Origin of the sequence: Winogradskyella marincola (assembly GCF_029624125.1) — a bacterium.
In the GTDB taxonomy this organism is placed as follows: Bacteria; Bacteroidota; Bacteroidia; order Flavobacteriales; family Flavobacteriaceae; genus Winogradskyella; species Winogradskyella marincola.
The window spans coordinates 59427-82660 of record NZ_JARSBN010000002.1 but is presented as its reverse complement, the minus strand read 5'-3'; the positions used below and the strand labels follow the sequence as shown (position 1 = coordinate 82660).

13 protein-coding genes are annotated in these 23234 nt (G+C 34.6%); 6 read left to right on the top strand and 7 right to left on the bottom strand.

Annotated features, from left to right (window positions below):
- Positions 1–252 precede the first annotated feature (252 nt).
- Positions 253–1677, top strand: coding sequence for an aldehyde dehydrogenase family protein (locus P7122_RS03600; protein ID WP_278004413.1), 1425 nt, complete (start codon positions 253–255; stop codon positions 1675–1677).
- Positions 1678–1852: 175 nt separating this feature from the next.
- Here P7122_RS03600 and P7122_RS03595 read toward each other — a convergent pair whose 3' ends face one another.
- Complete coding sequence (locus tag P7122_RS03595) at positions 1853–4981, bottom strand: phage tail-like protein (RefSeq protein ID WP_278004412.1); 3129 nt, start codon at positions 4979–4981, stop codon at positions 1853–1855.
- A gap of 121 nt (positions 4982–5102) precedes the next feature.
- Here P7122_RS03595 and P7122_RS03590 point away from each other — a divergent pair, with 121 nt between their 5' ends.
- Entirely contained in the window at positions 5103–7028 is a 1926-nt protein-coding gene (locus P7122_RS03590; protein WP_278004411.1) for a tetratricopeptide repeat-containing sensor histidine kinase, read from the top strand.
- A 2-nt stretch (positions 7029–7030) separates the two neighbouring features.
- Here P7122_RS03590 and P7122_RS03585 read toward each other — a convergent pair whose 3' ends face one another.
- The 6 genes from P7122_RS03585 to P7122_RS03560 all read right to left on the bottom strand — a co-directional run bounded on the left by P7122_RS03585 (position 7031) and on the right by P7122_RS03560 (position 16106).
- Positions 7031–7648, bottom strand: a complete 618-nt coding sequence (locus P7122_RS03585; RefSeq protein ID WP_278004410.1) for a response regulator transcription factor — start codon at positions 7646–7648, stop codon at positions 7031–7033.
- A 109-nt stretch (positions 7649–7757) separates the two neighbouring features.
- Entirely contained in the window at positions 7758–8765 is a 1008-nt protein-coding gene (locus P7122_RS03580; protein WP_278004409.1) for an isoaspartyl peptidase/L-asparaginase family protein, read from the bottom strand.
- Positions 8766–8772: 7 nt separating this feature from the next.
- Entirely contained in the window at positions 8773–11091 is a 2319-nt protein-coding gene (locus P7122_RS03575; RefSeq protein WP_278004408.1) for a GH92 family glycosyl hydrolase, read from the bottom strand.
- A 9-nt stretch (positions 11092–11100) separates the two neighbouring features.
- Positions 11101–12771 (bottom strand): MFS transporter, encoded by a 1671-nt coding sequence (locus P7122_RS03570; protein WP_278004407.1) that lies wholly within the window; start codon positions 12769–12771, stop codon positions 11101–11103.
- Between the two features lie 12 nt (positions 12772–12783).
- Positions 12784–13149, bottom strand: coding sequence for a VOC family protein (locus P7122_RS03565; protein WP_278004406.1), 366 nt, complete (start codon positions 13147–13149; stop codon positions 12784–12786).
- 2 nt (positions 13150–13151) lie between these two features.
- Positions 13152–16106, bottom strand: a complete 2955-nt coding sequence (locus P7122_RS03560) for a GH92 family glycosyl hydrolase (RefSeq protein ID WP_278004405.1) — start codon at positions 16104–16106, stop codon at positions 13152–13154.
- Between the two features lie 35 nt (positions 16107–16141).
- Between P7122_RS03560 and P7122_RS03555 the strand changes: the two genes are divergently transcribed.
- The 4 genes from P7122_RS03555 to P7122_RS03540 all read left to right on the top strand — a co-directional run bounded on the left by P7122_RS03555 (position 16142) and on the right by P7122_RS03540 (position 23157).
- Complete coding sequence (locus tag P7122_RS03555; protein ID WP_278004404.1) at positions 16142–18457, top strand: beta-N-acetylhexosaminidase; 2316 nt, start codon at positions 16142–16144, stop codon at positions 18455–18457.
- Positions 18458–18597: 140 nt separating this feature from the next.
- Positions 18598–19290: a copper homeostasis protein CutC gene (locus P7122_RS03550; RefSeq protein ID WP_278004403.1), complete on the top strand. Its 693-nt coding sequence runs from the start codon at positions 18598–18600 to the stop codon at positions 19288–19290.
- Positions 19291–19390: 100 nt separating this feature from the next.
- Positions 19391–21901 (top strand): beta-mannosidase, encoded by a 2511-nt coding sequence (locus P7122_RS03545; protein WP_278004402.1) that lies wholly within the window; start codon positions 19391–19393, stop codon positions 21899–21901.
- A 29-nt stretch (positions 21902–21930) separates the two neighbouring features.
- Positions 21931–23157: a metallophosphoesterase gene (locus P7122_RS03540; RefSeq protein ID WP_278004401.1), complete on the top strand. Its 1227-nt coding sequence runs from the start codon at positions 21931–21933 to the stop codon at positions 23155–23157.
- The last annotated feature ends 77 nt before the right edge of the window (positions 23158–23234 follow it).

The following is a 23234-nucleotide window of genomic DNA, read 5'->3' as shown; positions in this document are numbered from 1 at the left end:
ATCGTTTTGTTTTAATTTCGATTCAAAGTAACGTAGGATTCTTTGTTTGTAGTGAAACTTTTGGACGAATGACCAAGTTGTTTAGATAACTGACACTTGTTAGTTAAAATCATCGGTGAAATACACAAAATGAGCTTGTAGCCCTTTAAAATGGGTGTTTTGCTAGATGAAAATTATTGATTTTCAGACCAAAAGAGATGCTCTGCAAATATTGTCGACGAAATGCATTGTGTTAATATAAATAAGAGGCTTATGAATCAAAATGATGTAGATTTTACCAATAATCCATATTATCAGTTGTATTTGAAACAACAATCTCAACAGTTTAAGATTGGTAATATGCCTTATAGTTATAGGATAAAGTTGTTAAAGAAGCTTAAGGTTGCAATTGAGGTAACATTTAGAGATAAAATACTTGAAGCTTTAAAAAGGGATTTAAATAAACCTAAGGTTGAAGCAGAACTTACTGAGATATATCCAATTATAAGCGAAATCAAATTTGCAAAATCTAATCTACGACAATGGATGCGAAAGCAAAGAGTAGATACGCCTATGTCTATGTTTGGATCTAGTTCGTATTATATATATGAACCTAAAGGTGTTTGTTTGATTATTTCTCCTTGGAATTTTCCATTTAACTTAACTTTTGGGCCTTTAGTGTCTGCAATAGCTGCTGGCAATTCTGTAATTATAAAGCCATCTGAGATGACTCCAAATTCTTCAGCGTTGATGGCTGAAATTATAAGAACTGTTTTTGAAGAGAAAGAAGTTGCCTTAATAGAGGGAGAAGTGGAAACCTCAACTAAATTATTACAATTGCCTTTTAATCATATCTTTTTTACAGGTTCGCCTCATGTTGGTAAGATAGTAATGTCTGCAGCAGCAAAGCATTTGGCATCAGTAACATTGGAACTAGGTGGTAAATCTCCAACAATAATAGATAGTACTGCAAATATCGATAAAGCCGCAAAGCGAATTGTTTGGGGAAAGTTTATGAATGCAGGGCAAATTTGTGTGTCACCAGATTATATCTTAATTGATGAAACCATTAGAGAGAAGTTTACTAAAGCCTGCAAAAAGTGGATAGAGCATTATTTTACAAATGAACCTAAAACATCAGATTCTTATGGAAGGATAGTAACGGATAAACATTTTAATCGTTTGCAAGCTCATTTGGAAAATGCAAAAAAGCTTGACGCTAATATAAGTATAGGTGGAGTAGTAGATAAGGCTTCAAAATATATAGCTCCTACTATTGTTGCTAATGTGAGTGAGGATGCTACTTTACTAAAGGAAGAGATATTTGGTCCAATATTACCTGTGGTAACCTATAAAACATTAGATGAAGCCATTACCTATATCAATAAAAAAGAGCGTCCTTTGGCTTTGTACATTTATAGTAATAGTAAGCGTAATATAGATAAGGTTGTTAAGAATACCAGAGCAGGAGGTACGTGCATTAATAATAATGTGATTCATTATGCTAACCATAACCTACCTTTTGGAGGTGTAAATAATAGTGGTATAGGTAAAAGTCATGGTTATTATGGTTTTAAAGCTTTTAGTAACCAACGTGCTGTGGTAAAACAACATACTGTTGGTATTAATGAATTGCTTTTTCCTCCATACACTAATTTTAAGGAGAAACTAGCAAGGTTAACTATAAGGTGGTTTTAATAAAAAGAAAAAAGCCGCTCCCTACAGCGACTCTTTCCAAAAACTAAAAATTAACTAATAGTTAAAATTTTCACGTAACTGAGAATAAATTCTCTTTTTATTTGAGCTTGAAAAAGCCGCTCCCTACTGCGGCTTTCTCGCCCAAAATCATAATTGTCTTTGAAAACAATTATTTTTAATCTTCAGTTGTATTATTTACATTACTTGAGTTGTTGTTTTCCAATGCCAAAACTCTTGCTTCTAAAGCTTCAAGTTGATTGAGTTTGGATTTAAGTTTTGCATTTTCTGTTTCTAGAATTTCAATTTTTTTGTTTAATTCTTGAATAGCTTTTACAGTTACTGGAATGACCTTATCATAATTAATAGACCATAAGGATTCGTTTTCATCTTCAGGTTTTTGGACAGCTTCAGGTAATATTTCGTAAAGTTCTTGTGCAATAAAACCCAATGTGTGTTCTCCATTATCTGTTATATTAAGAATCCCATTTTCTATATTCCCGCTATGATGAAAGTATGTTTTAGGTACCATTTTATTGATTATAGCAAGACCATTTTCTATTTGTTGTTGGTTGCTCTTTACGCGAGAATCACTATAGGTTGTCCAAGCGTTAGCACGACCTTGACCAGTGCCTATCGTAGGGTTGTTAGGTAAATGTATAGCATAAGTTGGATTGTTTAGATTAACACCCAATTGTCCATTCAGTTCTACAGTATTGTCTCCATATATTTCGATTATATTGCCAGAACCAGAATAGAAAATATTTAAACGACTATCTGCATCTGTGTTGTCTGCTCTTCCATAAAGTAACCAGTTATTTGTTGTTTCTGTTGAATTAGAAAACTTTAAGCGACTACCATCATTTGCTGTTGTCTCTATTAAGTCAAGATGAGATATTGTACCAGTACTATTTCTAATAACTTGTACCTCGGCATTTGCGCGTAGAATTTCATTATCCATTTCACCATAAATAAATGAATTAGTACCATCATCACTGTTATCAATGATTAATTTATTACTGCCTGTAGTGCTATTTCCTGCTTGATAGCCTATAAAAATATTAGCAGAACCATTCATGTTTTCTCCTGCAAGGTGACCTAAGACGGTATTATAATTACCAGTAGCTAGATTTTCTCCAGACTGTTCTCCAACAAATGTGTTTCCGTTTCCATTTTGAAGGTATAATAAAGCTCCAAGTCCAATGGAAGTATTGTCTATTCCTGTAGATAAGTTAGAAAGTGTTAAACCTCCTATAGCGGTATTGTCAAGGCCAGTAGTTATAGCTGTACCTGCATTTCTTCCAACAAGAGTGTTTCTTGTTCCTGATGTAACTGAATTACCAGCATTTTCTCCAATCCATACAGATTGTAGTTGAGTAGTTTCAATTTGACCTTTTGCAGTAATACGTACTTTTTCTACATTATTTGTTCTGAAAGCTAAATCTTGGTTGTCGGTTGTGCCGATAAAATTTGTTGTTGGATTTGTTCCAGAATTTCCATTAATAGACCAGTCATTTCCAGTATTGTTCAAAGTCGACAGGTTAACAGTTTGAGCTGTGCCATTTTCTATACCAACTGTTAAAATATTTGTAGAGGTATTAAAACCTAGATTTTGTATGTTTTGATCATCAGTTCCGGTTCCATCTTGTAGAGCAGCTAAGTTTACAGATGCACCTGTTCCGTTTTCAATATCTAAATTAAGTGTAGTGCCAGTAAGAGTTGCAGAAGTTAGGTTTTGGTCATCAGTTCCGGTTCCATCTTGTAGAGCAGCTAAGTTTACAGATGCACCTGTTCCGTTTTCAATATCTAAATTAAGTGTAGTGCCAGTAAGAGTTGCAGAAGTTAGGTTTTGATCATCAGTTCCGGTTCCATCTTGTAGAGCAGCCAAGTTTACAGATGCACCTGTTCCGTTTTCAATGGCTAAATTAAGTGTAGTACCAGTAAGAGTTGCAGAAGTTAGGTTTTGGTCATCAGTTCCGGTTCCATCTTGTAGAGCAGCTAAGTTTACAGATGCACCTGTTCCGTTTTCAATGGCTAAATTAAGTGTAGTACCAGTAAGAATTGCAGAAGTTAGATTTTGGTCATCCGTGTCGGTAAATACGGTTGTTGGATCTGACCAGCCAGCATTACCGTTATTATCTGAAACTAATATGTTACCTGACGATTGATTGCCATCTACATATTGAAAGTTGCCTACAACATCTAATGTTGCAGAAGGATTTGCATGTCCTATGCTTAATTGTCCGTCATCATTAAGTACAAAAACATTACCAGTAGAGGACACTTCTCTGTTGATATTTACTCTTAAGGCTAGGTCGCCTGATGTAGGAGCATTACCACTAGCGTTACCGTTGTTATATGTGTTAGAGGTTGAGAAATAACCATATATAGAAGATGAAGGCCAAGAATAGTCAACGTCCTCTATTTCAACTGTATAATTAAATCCTGTAGTAATAGGAATACCGGTAGGGAAATTAACAGTTTTCATTAAACTTGATGTTGTGTAACTTATTGAAAAAACCTGATTATAAATTACAGCTCCATTTCTACGTATTATTATTCTTGTATCTTGATTTCCATTAGTAGAGCCTCTAGCATAAAATTGAATATAATTTAATTCGCCATCATATGTCGTAGTAAATGATTGAGTCATGCCATTGTTAATCTCTGCACTATTGGCTAATGTTGGTCCAGATATGTTAGAAACTATTGTAGTAGGAATAATTGAGGTATAATTGCCTGTTGCTTCAATAACATTTTTACCATCTGTAAAGCCTATATCTAATGTGGCGCTAGTAAAATTTTGGTTTATTCCTAAGTCGCCATCTATATCAAGAATCATTCGTTGCGTATTGTTAGTTCTAAACTTTATTGGTTGGTTGTTGGTAGTACCCAGGAAATTATTTGTATTAATGCTATTCCCTGATATTGCCCAGTCATCACTTATTGTTCCACTGGCAATTTTAATCCAATCATTGGCTGTGTCATCCCAATAATAAAAGCCTTTACCGTCTTCTGATGTGTTATCGTAGAATACCAACATACCATCTTGTGCAGAAGTCATTACACCATTGGCAGGAAGATTAACAACACGAGGTATTAATATACCATCTTGGTTGGTTGGGGAAGTAGTGTTAGAAGCACTAATGTCTAATTGTGCTTGGGGATTAGTATTGCCCACTCCAACTTGAGCAAATAGACTATGGCCAATTAAAAAAATAATCATAACTATAATACCTACAGCAAAATTTTTAATCGGATTCTTACTTAGTTTATCTTTTGTTTTATCAGGACTGGTTGTATTCATTTTGTTGAGGGTTGAATAATAGGGTGTAAAATTCTGACAATTAATGATTTATTTTTTCATTCCTTTGGGTGGTTTTTGTAAAAAACAGGTTTCTTACATTTGTACTTTAATACAATATTTCATGAAGCAGTATTTAATTTGCTTATTTTTTTGCTTTATTTTCTGTAATTTAAGTTTTGGGCAAGATGCAATACCAGATGCTTATCAAGATAGTTTGCAATTGGTTATTGATTCTGCAAAAAGCATTAAGGCCAAAAAGGAAGCCTATTTTCTGTTGGGTGAATATTTAGTTCAGCGAGATCCGGATTTGGCAGAACATTTAGCCAATAAATTAAAAAAAGAGGTCATTAATCTAAAAGATAGTTCAGAACTAAGACGTACTAATTATATTTTAGCAGCGAGTCATAGATGGCACGGAGATTATAAAACAGCACTTGATTATTATAATAATATTTACAACTATTCTAAAAGACAAAATGATTCTATCGATATAGCCAAGAGCGCGCATTTTATAGGAACTATAAGCATGTTTTTGGGCAATAATGTAGCATCTCAAAATAAGCTTCTTGAGGCTGCAAAGATTTACGATAACATAGGTAGTGCAAAGCAAAAGGCTCATATTAATAAAACTTTGGCTGGTTTTTATCTTAATGTAGATCAGCTAGAAAAAGGAAAAGAACAGTATTTAAAAGCGTTAACCCAATTCGAAAAATTAAAAGATAGTGCTGGCTTGGCTAGCGTTAATGCTAATTTAGGTATGGTTTATACCGATTTGGGAGATTATGAAAAGGCTGAGTATCACTTAATGAAACAAAAGGAGTACAATGTTGTTTTTCCAACGCTAAGAGAAATGGGATTTCATCATGATTTTTTAGGAGTTTTAAGACAAGAACAAAACAGACTTAATGAAGCGTATGATGAACATTTAAAAGCTTTAAAAATCCGTGAAAATTTAAGTAGCACCTACAATCTATGTGAATCTAAAATTAACATGGGCGAAATTTTAATTAAGTTAAATCGCTACAATGAAGCCATATCGCATTTAAAGGATGTGTTCTCTTTTGAAGAACACGAATCCCTTTACCAGGAACTGAGAGCATACGATTTACTTGCTGAAGCCTACGAAAAAAAAGGAGATCATAAGAGTGCACTCACCAATTTTAAAGCATTTAAGAAGATAAACGATTCTATTTATTCTAATGAGTCTATTGAAATTATAGCCGAAAAAGATGCGCGCTACAACCAACAAAAAAAGGATGCAGAAATAGCTCTTCTTAATAAGGAAAATGAAATTAAAGAAACAAAGCTGTCAAGGTCCAGAGCTATTATGATAATATCATTAATAGGTCTTGGGTTATTGGGTGTTGCCGCTATAGTTCTGTTGCAATTCAATAAAAAAATAAAGAAGAAGAATGACACCATAACTAAGGCGCTTAAGGATCGTGAATTGTTATTGCACGAGACCCATCATCGCGTTAAGAATAATCTTCAGATGGTATCTAGTCTATTGAATCTTCAATCAAAATATGTTGAAGATAAGGATGTTTATGAGGTGCTTCAAAAAGGTAGAAATCGTGTGCAATCTATGGCTTTGTTGCATAAAAACCTTTATGTTGGTGAGGATTTAACTACTGTAGATATACAAAATTATTTTGAAGGTCTAGTAAAAAGTATTCTCAATTCTTATAATAAATCTGAAGACGATGTTGCTTTTCATATTGATGCCAACAATTTAAAAATGGATGTGGAATCTGTAATTCCAATTGGACTTATAGTAAACGAGTTGGTTACAAATTCCTTAAAGCATGGTTTTCCTGAGGATTGGTCTGGTAATCCGAGTATTGATGTAGAAATGCAAGAAGACGAAAGTAATTATACTCTAAGGATTAAGGATAATGGAGTAGGAATGGAAGAAAATCTAAAACAAAAAGCAAACGAAACTTCATTTGGGCAGCGCCTTATAAGATCGCTATCACAAAAGCTAAAAGCTTCAATAAATATTAACAATGCCAACGGAACAGAAGTTTCTATAACGATGCCTAAGTAGTGTTAGTAGCCTAAAAGCGAATTTATTTGAGCTATGGTCTCTAACCTTGTGTGTGTACCCATCTTTTCATAGATGTTTTTAATATGTGTTTTTACAGTATTTACACTTACAAATTGAGATTCGGCAAGTTGTCTGTTGGTTTTGCCATGGTACAAACCTTTGAGTGTCTCAAATTCCTTTTGAGTTAGAGGAGTGTTTATTTTAGAATTAATAGTTTCTATCTGAAATTCTGTAGGCAAAACAAATTTTGAAAAATTGTAAAGAGCCACTTCAATATTAGAGTATAATTCTTCTTCGTTAAAGGGTTTTACAATGTAACCCATAGGCATTGTAGGTTTGGCACGCTCTAAAATTTCTTTGCCAGAATACGAAGTGAGGTATAAAAAAGGAATTCTTCGGGTTTTGTTTATATGTTCAGCAACTTCAAAACCTTCAAAATCTCCGTCTAGGTTAATGTCTAAAAGCACTAAATCTGGCTGCTCATCATTAATAACCTTTATGGCTTCTGTTTTAGAATATGCTACAGATACAACGCTATAATCTACATTGGTAAGCATATCATGAATATCCTCTCCAATAATAGGGTCATCTTCAACTATAAGTACTCTTATGGTAGACATTTTGTAGGGAACAATCTTGTTTATTTATATAGCAAGTTACTAAGCAGAATGTGAGTTTCAAAAAAAGACGATATAAATCTATTTTTTTAGATAAATAGTTTTTTGAAATCTAAACTTTGTTATAAAAGTCAGCTTGAATTTGTTCGTTTTTACCATTTTGAAATTTGGTCATGCTAAACCACTGATGAATAGAGTAACTCCCAGTTTCTCCTTTTTTATTTACAGCAATATAACCAACTTGAAAGTCTTTATAGTTGCTGTTTGGTTTGCTTACGATTCTGCTAATTGCTTCTTCACAAGCTTGTTGAGGTGATTTGCCTTGTCGCATTAATTCTACAACCAAAAAGCTGCCAACGGTTTTAACAACTTCCTCGCCTAAACCTGTAGCTACACAACCACCAATTTCATTATCAATAAATAATCCTGAACCTATTATTGGTGAATCACCAATGCGTCCTTGCATTTTGTAGGCTAATCCACTTGTGGTACAAGCTCCTGCAATATCGCCATTCTTATCAATGGCAAGCATACCAATAGTGTCATGGTTTTCTATGTTAATTATGGGTTTGTATTCTGATTCCACTTTCCACTCTTCCCAGGCCTTTTTAGAACTTTCTGTAAGCAAATTTTCAGTTTTAAAACCATTTGATAGTGCAAATTGCTTGGCGCCTTCTCCAGCCAACATTACGTGAGGAGTATCTTCCATAACCTTTCTGGCTACTGAAACCGCATGAGTTATTTCTTTAAGGTAAACCACAGAGCCACAATTACCATGTTTATCCATTATACATGCATCTAGCGTCACATTTCCATCTCTATCCGGTAAACCTCCTTTGCCTACAGAACTGTTTTTAATGTCAGCTTCTTCTACCATACAACCTTGTTCAACAGCATCTAGAGAAGTTCCGCCAGTTTGTAACACTTCCATAGCTTTTGCTGTTGCATTTTTTACGTGCCAGGTAGCTATGACCATTGGGAAGCCAGCTTCAGATTTGTCAGAGACTTCAGCAACTGTGGGTTTTTCAGAATTGTTTTCTGCACAACTTACCATTGAGCTTCCTAGTGCCAAACCAATTCCTGTTATGGATGTATTTTTAATGAATTTTCTGCGGTTCATATTGTGTTTATTTTGGTTGGTTAGACATTTCAAAAATTATCTTACCTCCATTCATAATGTCTTGATGTGATATTGAAGTGCCTTCAATTGGTTTTCCATTAATTGAAATGCTTTTTACATATACGTTGTCTTTACTCTGATTATTAGCTGTAATAGAAAGTGTTTTGCCATTTTCTAAATGAATTTTGGCTTCTTTTACTAGAGGACTTCCTAAAGCATAATCTGCTGATCCTGGTGTTACAGGGTAAAACCCTAAACTACTGAATATATACCAAGCACTCATTTGTCCTGCGTCATCGTTACCACAGAGCCCTTCAACCGAAGCTCCATACATTGTGTCCATAATCATTCTAACTCTTGCTTGAGTTTTTTCAGGATTATTGGTCCAGTTGTAAAGGTAAGGAATATGATGGCCAGGTTCGTTACCGTGAACATAATTGCCAATTATACCATCTCTGGTAATGTCCTCGTGTTTGGCAATGTATTTATCGTCAATTTCCATTGTGAAAAGAGAATCCAGGTGTTGGCTAAACCTGTCTTTTCCTCCCATCATATCTATCATACCATCTATGTTTTGAGGAACGTATAGTCCGTAATTCCAAGCATTACCTTCAATAAATCCTTGTCCATGCGTGTCCATTGGGTCAAAATCTTCTCTAAATTTACCATCAGATAATTTTGGACGCATAAAACCTATGTGAGGATCGTAAACGTTTTTGTAATATTTAGAGCGTTCGTAAAACTCTTGTTCGAGAGCTTGATGACCTACTTTTTGCGCCATTTGTAAAATACACCAATCATTGTAGGCATATTCTAAAGTTTTGGATACTGAAGAATGGCTTTTATCATCAGGTACATATTTGTAATCTATGTAGTCGCCTAATCCATCAAAATAACTTACGCTGGCTGTATTAACGGATGCTTCTAATGCACGATTATAGTCAAAATCACCAACATTTTTAGCCATAGCATCTGCAATTACCGAAGTAGCGTGGTAGCCAATCATACACCAGTTTTCATTTGCGTAATGACTCCAAATAGGAAGCATATTATGAACACTTTCATCGTGGTGAGCTAACATAGATTTTATCATATCATTGTTGCGCTCCGGCTGTGTTATATTGAATAAAGGATGCAGTGCTCTGTAAGTGTCCCAAAGCGAGAAAATAGTATAGTTGGTAAAACCATCAGATTGATGAATGTTTTGGTCTAAACCTCTGTATTGTCCATCTACATCTTCATAAATAATAGGTGATAAGTTGGTGTGATAAAGAGCGGTGTAAAATGTTGTTTTTTGTGCTTCGGTTAAAGTTTCAACTTCAATTTTAGATAGCTCTTTATTCCATTTTTGTTGGGTTTCTTGTTTTGTTTTTTCAAAATCCCAATGCGGAATTTCGGTTTCTAAATTCTTCATAGCACCAGCAGAACTTACAGATGATAGTGCGAATTTTATTTTTATTTGTTCGTTTTCACTTGTATTAAAATTAAAATATGCTCTTATGTCCTTACCTGCCATTTCTGGGAAATTTTCATCCTGCTTAAAACGTCTGTAAAACCCATCATATTTCACGTTGTCATATTTTTTATGACCATAGCTGGTAAAAGGTTTAGAGAATTTTGCTGCAAAAAATACTTTCTTATCTCTTGCCCAACCTTTGGTTTGCCTGTAGCCTGTTATGGTTGAGTCGTTTTCTACTCTAATGAATGTCCATATATTTTTATTATCGTGATGATAAACATTGTAAACCATATCTAAAATGATATGCGCATTCTTAGATTCTGGAAACGTATATTGATGAAACCCAACACGCTCGCTAGCGGTTAGTTCAGCCTTAATGTTGTAACTGTCTAAATCTACTTTGTAATAACCTGGTGAAGCATCCTCTTTATCGTGTGAGAATGTAGAATAAAAACCTTTTGTGTCGTTAGACTCTATTGGGTCTAATACAAGATTTCCGGTAGTAGGCATTATTAAAAAATCGCCAAGGTCTGAGTGTCCTGTACCACTAAAATTAGTGTGCGCAAATCCTATTATTGTAGAATCCTTGTGTTGGTAGCCAGCACAATATTCGTAGGTTTCGGTATTGTAACTCCCGTCGTCTTTAAACATTACCTCAAAGTTAGTCTGTGGACTTAATTGTACCATTCCAAAAGGTGTTGATGCACCAGGAAAAACGTGACCCATTTTGCTGGTTCCTATAAATGGATTTACATATTGAGTATAATCTAGAGTGGGAATGTTTTTAGAATTCTCCTCTTGATTATTGTCATTACAAGAGCAAAAGAAAAGGCTTAAACTAAGTATAAAAAAAATGTTTTTAAGCATAAATGAAATTTAGTATTCAACACCTTGTTTGTCTAAAACGGTCTTAGTTCTAAACGCATAAAACAAAAGATAAGCAAAGCAAGCAACAGCCATCCAATACGACGATTGTATGGTAAATACATCAGCCAATTTTCCTTGTACTGGTGGAATGATGGCTCCACCTAAAATCATCATTATTAAAAATGATGAACCTTGAGAAGTGTACTTGCCTAAACCTGCAATACTCAATGTGAAAATACAAGGCCACATTATAGAGCAAAATAACCCACCAGATATAAAAGCGAATAAAGCCACATTACCAGAAGCAAATAGACCAATAAGTATTGCAATGATGCCTAATAAACTAAAGATTTTTAGAGTTTGAACAGGTTTGTCCTTAGCTAAGAAGAAACCACCGATTTGAACCGCAATACAAATGGCGAAAAATAAAATTTCGTCAGAACTGAAACTGTACTTTATTGAATTAACTAGAATGATAACACCAAAGGCAATGTAAGGAACAATGATAAGCAAGGCTTTTTTAAGACCTTTACTTGGATTAAAAACAGTAATGGCACCAACCCAACGACCAATCATTAATCCGCCCCAATATAATGAGATGTATGAGCCTAGTTGAGAGTCGTTTAGAGCGGGAAGACCAAGCATGTTTAAGCCGGAATTTTCAATTTCCTGTTTTAAAAGTTCTCCTAAGTTACTTCCTACAGTAACTTCAACTCCAACGTATGTAAAGATTGCAAGCATGCCTAGGACTAATTGAGGATACTTCATTGCTCCCCAGCCTTCTGGCTTTTTTGATGCGCTAGTATATGCGTAAAATACAGCAATAACGACGGAAATTAGGGCAATAAATAATAAAATCAATCTTAGTTGTTCTAATTTTTCGTTAGTTTCATTTTTTCCTACATACGAACCAATTACATATCCTATGCATCCTAAAACGACAACTGTCAATAAAACAAGTAGGTTTCTGGCTTTATTAGCTGGTTCAAAAGCTGTTTCAGATTTTAATGATGGTAATTTTTTAGAGAAGTAGAATAATGCAGCAGCAACTAAAAATAAAACACCAACTCCAAGATAAAGCTGTTGCACAGTCATTAGCGTAATTTCATTATTAGCAATCATAGATGCTAATTCATCAGAGCTCCAACTTGCAGATCCAAAAATGACTAAACTTACCACAACAGGACCTATGGTTGTTCCGAAGGAATTAATACCTCCAGCTAAATTTAAACGATGCGAACCAGTTTTTGGGTCGCCAAGTGCAATAGCAAATGGATTGGCAGCAGTCTGTTGCAGCGAGAAGCCTAAGGCAACAATAAAATACGCGATGAGCACCAAGTAAAATACACCAGTTTGACCTTGTTCGGCACCTGCTGTTACAGGATACATTACAAAAGCACCAACAGCTGAAAGTAATAAACCGTATATAATCCCATTTTTGTAGCCCCAATTATTCATAATGTCTTTTTTGATAGAACCAGACAGAATAAATAATAACAAAGCACCTATGTAATACGCACCATAAAAGGCAAAATCTACCAATTGCGATTGAAACTGGTCAATGTTAAAATACGTTTTACAAAAAGGAATAAATACACTGTTGGATGCAGCAATAAATCCCCAGAAAAAGAAAACGGTGACTAAGGTTGCTAAAGCCGATTTGTTGTTTTGATTGCTCATATTTTATTGTTGTTAGTTAGGTTCTAATTCTTGACCAAATTGTAATCTGTAGCCATTGTTATCAAAAATGGCAAACTCGCGCATACCATATTCAAAATTCTCAATAGGATAACAAATATCAACTCTGTCTTTTAGTATTTGCCATATCACATCGATATCATCTACATAAATATATAAACCGCCTGTAAAAACAGGTTTTGGAAATTTATCTTCGTAAAAACGTGAAGATAGCATTATTTCCACATCATCCTTTTTTAAAAATGCCCAATTATTGGCGTCTCTGCTAATACATTTAAAGTCTAAGAACGATTCATAAAACGCAATGGTTTTATCCATACTTTCGACTTCTAATGTTGGAATTAATGAGTTAAATGCCATAGTTATCTTATCGAGATTTCATCAGCAAAAATCCAGCTTCTGCCATCCATTGGGTAGCCCAAATGCCATTCTGGTAGTTCGCCTAGTTTCTTTGCGATGATTTTTACATACTTATATTCTGTTGTTGGAATTTTAAACTCAGTGGTTTTAATTTCAATTTCATTATTTCTGTCTCGCGTATTTATCTTTTGCGATGGTAAAGCTTTATAGTTTTTACCATCTTTTGAAACGAAGCATTGCACTTCGGTCGGATAAAAAATCCAAGCACCTTGGTCTTGCAAGAAGTTTACAGAAATCAGGTTGATAGGTTTCAGTCTTCCTAAATCTACAGTGGCCACTAAATCTGTGTTGTGGTAGCCTTGCCAACTGCCTGTTCTGTAGTTTTTGGTGCTTCTAATGCCATCAATAAGCGCATCATTTCCACCTGCTGAATACTGATTAGCAAATTCACTTTCTAAAGTGATGCTTAAGTTTGGGTCAATCTTATAAAAAGGCGTGGTTAGCACAGGACTTTTCAGGTCGTCTTTTTCAGAATATAACTTCACTTTTGTGTCTTCTGTTATATTGAAAGGCGTTTCGTAAAGTTGAAAATCTTCATCATTAATAGCATAAAATATCTTGGCATCTTTTTCAGAAGTATTTAAAACAACTTCCGTAGAACCTCTGAAAGTGATATCCCCTTTTTCAATAAATGGCGACGGTAAAATAATGTGGTCTGTTATTTCGGTTTTTGGCTCTTGACCGTCTTGACTTCCCCAAACCGCTGGATTGTCGGTCATATGAAATTCCAAATTACCACCATTCACAATATCCTTATGAGTGATGTAGGTGTTGTTTAGTTTTTCACCATTTAAATATACATATTCTACATACTTATTGGTATCACTTAGTTTATGCGCTGTAATGTTGAATTGTTTTCCATTTTCCAGATTAATAGTGGCTTTGTCAAAAAGTGGTGCGCCAATGATATATTGATTAGAACCTGGCGTTACAGAATAAAAGCCCATAGAACTCAATACATACCACGCACTCATTTGCCCACAATCTTCATTTCCCGAAACACCATCTGGTTCGTTTTTATAGAGTTCGGTTAAAATTTGATGAACTTTCTCTTGGGTTTTATGTGGCTTATTTACAAAATTATAAAGGTAAGCCATATGGTGGCTTGGCTCGTTACCGTGAGCATACTGACCAATTAAACCTGTGATATCCGATTGATGACGTCCCGAAGTTTCGCTTTTTGCCGAAAATAATTCATCAAGTTGGGCTTCTAAAGCGTCTTTTCCACCCAATAAATCTATGAAGCCAGAAATGTCTTGTGGCACATAAAAACTGTATTGCCAAGAATTGGCTTCGGTATAGTTGAAGTTAACTTCATAAGGATCAAACGGCGAAAACCACGTATTTCTAAAACGTCCACGCATAAACTTACTACTTGGGTCAAACACATTTTTGTAGTATTGCGCACGTTGAATGTAGGTTTTATAATCGTCGTCTTTATTCATCGCTTTAGCCATCTGAGCTATGGTCCAATCATCATAAGCATATTCTAAGGTTTTTGAAACCGATTCGCTTTCTTCATCAACAGGAATAAAGCCATAATTTTTATAGGCTTCTAACCCAAATTTATCTCGCGTTGCCGAATGCTTCATAGCTTCAAAAGCTTTTTCGGTATCGTAGCCGCGAATACCTTTTAAATACGCATCGGCAACAACAGGTACAGCGTGGTAGCCAATCATACAGTCAGTATAATTTCCTGATAAATCCCACATTGGCATTATGCCGCCTTCATCATATTTTGCCAAAAAGGTATTGATGAAATCATTGGTTTTATCTTGCTCTATAATCGTATAGAGCGGATGAGCAGCTCTGTACGTATCCCAAAGTGAAAACACAGTGTAATAATCGAAATTTTTAGTTTCGTGAATTTCTAAATCCATACCTCTATAACGACTATCAACATCTTGATAGATATTTGGTGCAATCATTGTGTGATATAAGGCGGAATAGAAATTGGTTTTTTTGTCTAAATCATCACCTTCAATAACAATTTTTTCGAGTTGAGATTCCCAGGCTTGATGTGCTTCTTGCTTTACGGTTTCAAAATCTTTGTTTAAAACTTCGGCTTCCAAATTTTTATAAGCACCAGATTCATCAACGGCTGAAATTCCTGTTTTAATGAGGATTGGTTCGTTGTTTGGGTTTTCAAATTGAATGACGGCCTTTTTACTTTCAAACTTGTAATTTTTACTCACAGCCACACTTTCGCCGTCATCATAGACGATGTTTTTTATTGGGTGCGAAAATTTAATATGATAGAACAAACGCTGATCTTTTGCCCAAGCAGCAGAATGTCTGTAACCATTGATTTCTCTGTCGTTTAACTTGTCAATTTTATAACCCAACAGTTTGTCTCTGTGTGCTAAATCTAAAACCACATACTGATTTTCAGCCGATGGAAATTGATATTTATGAATACCACTTCGTTTGGAAACTGTTAACTCAACATCAATATCAGTTGAATCTAAATGTACTTTATAATAACCTGGTTCTGCACTTTCATTCTCGTGTGAAAAGTGAGCTCTATAACCAGATTTTCCATCATATCCATTATTGAAATTAATAGCATTGGTTGGCATTAAAAGAACGTCGCCATAATCGCTAATACCTGTACCGCTAAGATGTGTGTGTGAAAATCCGTAGATATATTCATCAGTGTAATGATAGCCAGAGCAGCCGTCCCAACCTTCTAAACGTGTGTCAGGACTCAGTTGCATCATACCAAAAGGCATCGTTGCGCCAGGATAGGTGTGGCCGTGACCACCTGTGCCAATAAAGGTATTGACGTAGTTGGTTAGTGGTTGGTCTTTTTTTGCAGGTTTGAGATTATTGTTTTTATTGCATCCAAAAAATAAAAGGATAGCAATGAAAGTGGAAAATAATTTAAGATTTTTCAAAAGATTGCTAATTTTAAAGCATCTAATATACTAAAATGCACATCAAGAAATCCCTATGTTTATTTATTTTGTTGCTTTTAATCATAAGTTGTGAGAAAGAGCCTGCTCAAATAATTCAACCACAGATTATTCCGCTTCCAAATTCTGTAGAAATAATAGATTCATTTTTTACAATTGATGAATCTACTGGAATAACTTACGATGACGATCTTAAGGTTAGCGCGCTGTTTTTAAAAGATTTTATTGAAAGCGGAAGTCCAATACATCTGAAAGAAGGAAATGAAATTCAATTTAAACTAGACAACAATTTAAAGCCTGAAGCCTATGTTTTAACGGTTTCAAAAGACGGAATGACAATTAAAGCATCAACAGATCAAGGTGCATTTTATGCTGTGCAAAGCTTACGGCAATTAATGCCTGTTGGTCTGGAAAATGATACGTTTTTAGAGAATGAAATTACTGTTCAGGCATTGATAGTTAAAGATGAACCTCAATTTTCTTATCGTGGTATGCATCTCGACGTGGCAAGACATATGTTTTCGGTTGATTTTATAAAAAAATACATTGATGCTTTGTCTATGTTGAAGATAAACACTTTTCATTGGCATCTTACAGACGACCAAGGTTGGCGCATTGAGATTAAGAAATATCCCAAATTACAAGAGGTTTCAGCTTATAGAAATCAAACTTTGGTAGGACATTACAGCGACCAACCACATCAGTTTGATGGTAAACGATATGGAGGTTATTACACCCAAGAGGAAGTTAAGGATGTTGTTCAGTATGCTAAAGCGCGTTTTGTTACTGTGATTCCTGAAATAGAAATGCCAGGTCACGCACAAGCTGCTATTGCGGCTTATCCAGAGTTAGGCTGTACAGATGAACCCGTTGAAGTAGCCAAAAAATGGGGAGTTTTTGAGGAAATTTATTGTCCAAATCAAAAAACCTTTGCGTTTTTAGAAGATGTTTTGGATGAGGTTTTAGAACTTTTCCCAAGCAAATACATTCATATTGGTGGAGACGAAGCACCAAAAACCCGTTGGAAAAATTGTGCGCATTGCCAAGACCTGATTAAGAAAGAAAGCTTAAAAGACGAGCACCATTTACAAAGTTATTTCATTACCAAAATGGAAAAATATCTTAACTCAAAAGGGCGACAAATCATTGGTTGGGACGAAATTTTGGAAGGTGGTTTGGCACCCAATGCAACGGTTATGTCTTGGCGAGGTACGAGTGGAGCAGTTGAAGCTGCAAAATCTGGACATAATGTGGTAATGACACCAACATCACATTGCTATTTCGATTATTACCAATCCGAAAATGAGGATGAGCCTTTGGCTATTGGTGGTTTTTTGCCGTTGGAAAAAGTGTATGATTTTAATCCAATTCCAAAAGAATTAACAATAGAAGAATCAAAATATGTTTTAGGTGCTCAAGGCAATATTTGGACAGAATACATTCCAAATGAAAAGCATCTTGAATATATGGCATTTCCGAGAATGTTGGCGCTGAGCGAAGTGGTTTGGTCTCAACCTGAACATAAAAACTACAAGGATTTTGTTTCGAGGTTAGAAAACTTTCATCTGCGTTTAGATGCTTTGGATATTAACTATGCCAATCATCTTTATGAAATTGAAGGCGATTTAATTTCTGAAGACGGAAAGTCGTATTATGAATTAAAAACTCTAACAGAAGGCAAGAGCATTTGTTATACTTTAGATGGAAGTGAGCCTACCTTTAATTCAAAAGTTTACGACTCTAAAATTCCGATTACCGAAAGTTCAACAATCAAAGCAGCTGTATTTAATGAGGAGAAACAATTAGGAAAAACTTTTACACAAAACATTAATTACCACAAAGCAGTTGGTGCAAAAATCACGATAGATAAACAACCACATAAAGCCTACTCTGGAAGTGGAGCAGAAGGTTTAATTAATGGTATTTCAGGAAGTGATTCGCGATATGGAGATAAAGAATGGTTAGGGTTTTGGGGAGAAGATATTGAGGTTACAATTGATTTGGGGAAGAAAACAGAAATTAACTCTTTTGAAGTTCGTTTTTATGAAAGTAATGGGCAATGGATTTATTTACCGGACAAAGTAATTGTTACATATGTCGATGATGAAAATAATTTTAGTAATGATATGAGAGTTGAGTTTAGTAAACCTTTTTTTGAAGATACTGAACGGACTAAAAAAATTAATTTAGAATGTATTGTATTTGAATCAGGTAATAGTTGTAAAACGAGATATATTAAAATTAAAGTGAAAAACTACGGCACAATCCCAGAAGGCAAGCAAGGTGCTGGTAACAAAGCTTGGACCTTTATTGATGAGATCATTGTAAATTAATGAGATACTCTAAAGTCATCTCAAAATGAACAATAGTTCACAAGTTCCTTTTTAGGAATGTCCCCTTGAGGGGACTTTAGGGGTGTAAAACAAAAGAACAAGTACAAATTAAAAAGATTCCTGCTTTCGCAGGAAATACTATGAAACTAGAAATCTGCGCCAACTCATACCAATCCGCAAAAAATGCTCAAGAGGCAGGAGCACATCGCATAGAATTGTGTCAAGAACTCTCGGTTGGTGGCATTACACCATCATATGGTTTATTGAAAAAAGTAATTGAAGAATTAGACATTCCAGTCTTTGTGTTGATACGTCCTCGAAGTGGCAATTTTGTGTATTCTGATGATGAATTTCAGATAATGAAAACCGATATTCAGCTTTGCAAAGATTTAGGTTGTAAAGGCATTGTTTCAGGTGTTTTAAAACCTGATAATACATTAGATGACGAACGAACAAAAGTTCTGATTGACCTTGCCAAGCCCTTACCATTCACATTTCATCGTGCTTTTGATGAGGTTAAAAGCCCAAAAGAAACCTTATTGCAACTTATAGAACTTGGTGCTAATTGTGTGCTAACTTCAGGCCAAAAAACAACCGCAGAAGAAGGTTTAGAGCTATTAAAAGAATTAAATGTTTTAGCCGAAAATAAAATCAAAATTTTAGCAGGAGGAGGCGTGTCTTTAAAAAATGCGAGGCTGTTTAAACAAGCTGGTTTAGACGAAATTCACGCTTCAGCTTCAACAACCAAAGCGGAAGGTAATTCTATGTTTTCTGTGCCAATGACCTTATCAGACCCAATAAAAATAAAAGCTATTTTAGATGCGATAAATTAGTCTAGGTTCTTAGAAATAGCGAAGTGTCATTCTGAACTTGTTTCAGAATCTCATTTTAATTTATGTTTAGTGTTTTTTTAAGATCTGAATCGAGTTCAGATTGACAAAACTCAAGTTTTCAGACAATCTAGCCTTTACTTATGATATGAGATATTTTATTGTTTTTTTTATAACCTGTTTACTCTGTTTCAGCTGTCAGCCAAAACACGATTTACCAACTACAATTAATCTCAATGAAAATTGGCAATTCAAAAAAGTAGCAGATACCGTTTGGAACTCTGCAACTGTTCCGGGAAATGTGTTTTCAGATTTGTTGTATCATCAATTTATTGAAGACCCTTTTATTGGTAATAATGAAGAAAAAGTACAATGGGTTTCAGAAACCGATTGGGAATACAAAACCACTTTTTCATTAAGCGAAGACTTGCTCGAGAAAAAACATTTTGAGCTCAATTTTGATGGTCTAGATACTTACGCCTCGGTTTATTTAAATGACAGTTTAATTTTAAAAGCTAACAACGCATTTAGAAAATGGGACGTAGATGTAAAACCACTTTTAAAAGCTGAAAATGAATTGCGATTAGTTTTTGAAAGTACTTCTAAATATGAAAAAGAAGCACAAGAAAAATTATCATATGAGCTACCGGAAGGCGAGCGTGTTTTTACAAGAAAAGCACAATTTCAATACGGTTGGGATTGGGGACCAAAATTGAATACAAGTGGTATTTGGCGACCGATAAAGTTAGTGGCTTGGAATGATTTTAAGATTAGAGAAACATTTTTAAATCAAATTGAGTTGAAAGATTCCATCGCAAAATTCATATTAGATATAAAGGTTGAAGCGAAAGATAAAAGTAATTTGACCTATGGTGTTTATGTTAATAATAAATTGAATGTAGAATATTCAGACCAAAATAAATCAGAGATTATTTTTGATATAAAAAACCCAAAACTTTGGTGGCCACACAATCTAGGCGAACCATATTTATACGATATTAAAGTTGTTGTAAAAGATGGCAGAAAAATTTTAGATAGTATTTCAGTAAAAAAAGGTTTGAGAACTGTTGAGTTGGCTACCGAAAGAGATAGTAATGGCGAATCCTTTTATTTTAAAGTCAACGATGTGCCTGTTTATGCCAAGGGCGCTAATTATATTCCACAGCACAGTTTTCAAAATGAAGTAAAAAATAGTGATTACGAAAGGTTGTTAAGCGATGTTGTAGATGCCAATATGAATATGCTGAGAGTTTGGGGAGGTGGCATTTATGAGGATGATAAGTTTTATGACTTGTGCGATGAAAAAGGCATTTTGGTCTGGCAAGATTTTATGTTTGCCTGTGCAATGTATCCTGGCGACACTGAGTTTTTAGATAATGTTGCTAAAGAAGCTGAGCAGAATGTAAAAAGATTGCGAAATCATCCATCTATTGCACTTTGGTGCGGTAATAACGAAAGTTCTGAAGGCTGGAATCGTTGGGGTTGGCAAGCCGACAGAAGTGAAGAAGAGAAAGAAGAAATTTGGAACAATTATATAAAGGTTTTTGATAGCATACTTCCAAAAGTAGTGAATCAATACTCAAATACCAGTTACTGGCAAACGTCTCCAAAATATGGAAGAGGCAATCCGTTGTATAAGTCAGAAGGCGATGCGCACGATTGGTGGATTTGGCACGATGGTTATCCATTTGAACATCTGGAAGATAATGTGCCACGTTTTATGAGTGAGTTTGGGTTTCAGTCGTTTCCGAGTTACGAGGTCATTCAATTCATAAATCAAAAGGATAGTATAGATATTACTTCTGAAGGTTTTAAAAATCATCAAAAGCATTCTAGAGGATTTCAAATTATAGAAACTTATATGCAACGCGATTTTCCTGTGCCTGATTCAGCGGAAGATTATGTATATATGAGTCAATTAGTACAAGCTTACGGCATCACTAAAGGTATTGAAGCACATAGACGTGCAAAACCTTATAATATGGGTACACTATACTGGCAACTCAATGATTGCTGGCCAGCGGTTTCATGGAGTAGTATCGATTATTTTGGTAATTGGAAAGCCTTACATTATAAGGCTAAAAGAAGTTTTGAAAATATTTTAGTGTCTTCAAAAGTTGAAAATGAAACTTTAAAAACCTGGGTTGTTAATGATGGTTTAGAAGATATATCAGGAAAGCTAAGTTTGAAACTAATGAATTTTTCAGGCAAAGTTATTTGGTCTAACGAAGAGCAAATATCGGTCAAGCCACTTTCAAGTGAAGTAAAATTTGAATTAGATTTAAAAGCCTTAAACTTCAATAAAGGCGAAACTGTTTTAGTTTCAACTTTCAATGGTGATTCATCATTTTTCTACTTTGTAAAACCAAAAGATTTAAAACTGCATCAAGCCGAAATTCAAAAAATAATCACTAAAACTAATGATGGTTTTTCTGTAGAGTTGTCTTCGTCAACACTTCAAAAAGATGTGTTTTTGTATACAAACGCTAAAGGTCATTTTTCTGATAATTTTTTCGATTTAATGCCTGATGAATCAAAAACTGTTTATTTTAAAACAGAGGTTAATAGTTTGGATGATTTAGCTGTAAAAACCTTTAACACTTTCATAAGATAAGTACAGGTGCATATGTTTAAATTTGTCTTATGACAAGATGGATAATTTTTATTATACTATATATTTTACTTACAGTTTACGGTTTTCAGGCCATTAAGACTGTGACAAAGCAAACGTGGATTCATTACTTATTTATTGCAATTGCTGTCGTTGTAGTTGGTAATTTTATTCTTCAATTTACGGTAGTGAATGAAGGTAGGGTATTAAGCCCTTTAAAAAGTTATGCTTTTGGTTTTTTATTAACTTTTATGTCTCTAAATCTTGTGCTTGTACCTATACTTTTGGGCGAAGATATCATTAGAGGAATTTTTGGTTTGTATGATAAGTTTATTGCCAAAAAAGAGGTTTTTCATATACCAGGAAGACGTAAGTTTATTAGCCAAATAGGTCTAGGACTAGCTGCAATACCATTTGCATCATTATTGTATGGTATGTATAAGGGTAAGTATAATTTTAGAGTTTTGAATTATACACTGCACTTTGAAGATTTACCAGAGGCTTTTGATGGTTATCGACTAACACAAATCAGCGATATACATTCTGGAAGTTTTGATAACAAGGAGAAAATTGAATATGCTATTGATCTAATAAATGATCAGAAATCTGATGTTATATTATTTACAGGTGATATGGTAAATAATAAAGCTTCAGAGATGTTACCTTGGAAAACTACTTTTAGTAGACTAAAGGCTAAAGACGGAAAATATTCTGTTTTGGGAAATCATGATTATGGTGATTATGTGGATTGGGATTCCTCAGCAGAAAAAGCAAAAAATCTTGAAGATTTAAAAGATATACAAAGAGAAATTGGTTTTGATCTTTTACTCAACGAGCATAGATATTTAGAAAGAAATGGTGAAAAAATAGCTATCGTTGGAGTTGAAAATTGGGGAAAAGGCTTCAAGCAAAAAGGAGATCTTAAAAAGGCTTCGTCGCAGATTAATTCTGATGATTTTAAAATTTTAATGTCTCATGATCCGAGTCATTGGGATGCGCAAGTGGTAAATGATACGTACCATTATCATTTAACCTTGAGTGGTCATACGCACGGAATGCAGTTTGGTATAGAAATTCCTGGTTGGATAAAATGGAGTCCTGTAAAATGGCGCTACAAGCAATGGGCAGGAATATATGAAGCTCTTGGTCAATATATAAATGTTAATAGAGGTTTTGGTTATCTTGGTTATCCAGGCAGAGTTGGTATATGGCCAGAAATTACTGTAATAGAGCTCAAAAAAGGAACAAAACAAGCATAATTGTAAAGAAATGCTTATTTTTATATAGTTCGTAACTAATCTGTTGTGTTTTTTTTACTCATAAGTTTAAGAGGTTA

Bases quoted from the DNA above. Each gene is read 5' to 3' on its own strand.
- P7122_RS03575 (WP_278004408.1), bottom strand. From the start codon at position 11,091: ATGCTTAAAAACATTTTTTTTATACTTAGTTTAAGCCTTTTCTTTTGC.
- P7122_RS03550 (WP_278004403.1), top strand. From the start codon at position 18,598: ATGAAACTAGAAATCTGCGCCAACTCATACCAATCCGCAAAAAATGCT.
- P7122_RS03600 (WP_278004413.1), top strand. From the start codon at position 253: ATGAATCAAAATGATGTAGATTTTACCAATAATCCATATTATCAGTTG.
- P7122_RS03595 (WP_278004412.1), bottom strand. From the start codon at position 4,981: ATGAATACAACCAGTCCTGATAAAACAAAAGATAAACTAAGTAAGAAT.
- P7122_RS03585 (WP_278004410.1), bottom strand. From the start codon at position 7,648: ATGTCTACCATAAGAGTACTTATAGTTGAAGATGACCCTATTATTGGA.
- P7122_RS03555 (WP_278004404.1), top strand. From the start codon at position 16,142: ATGCACATCAAGAAATCCCTATGTTTATTTATTTTGTTGCTTTTAATC.
- P7122_RS03540 (WP_278004401.1), top strand. From the start codon at position 21,931: ATGACAAGATGGATAATTTTTATTATACTATATATTTTACTTACAGTT.
- P7122_RS03590 (WP_278004411.1), top strand. From the start codon at position 5,103: ATGAAGCAGTATTTAATTTGCTTATTTTTTTGCTTTATTTTCTGTAAT.
- P7122_RS03565 (WP_278004406.1), bottom strand. From the start codon at position 13,149: ATGGCATTTAACTCATTAATTCCAACATTAGAAGTCGAAAGTATGGAT.
- P7122_RS03570 (WP_278004407.1), bottom strand. From the start codon at position 12,771: ATGAGCAATCAAAACAACAAATCGGCTTTAGCAACCTTAGTCACCGTT.
- P7122_RS03580 (WP_278004409.1), bottom strand. From the start codon at position 8,765: ATGAACCGCAGAAAATTCATTAAAAATACATCCATAACAGGAATTGGT.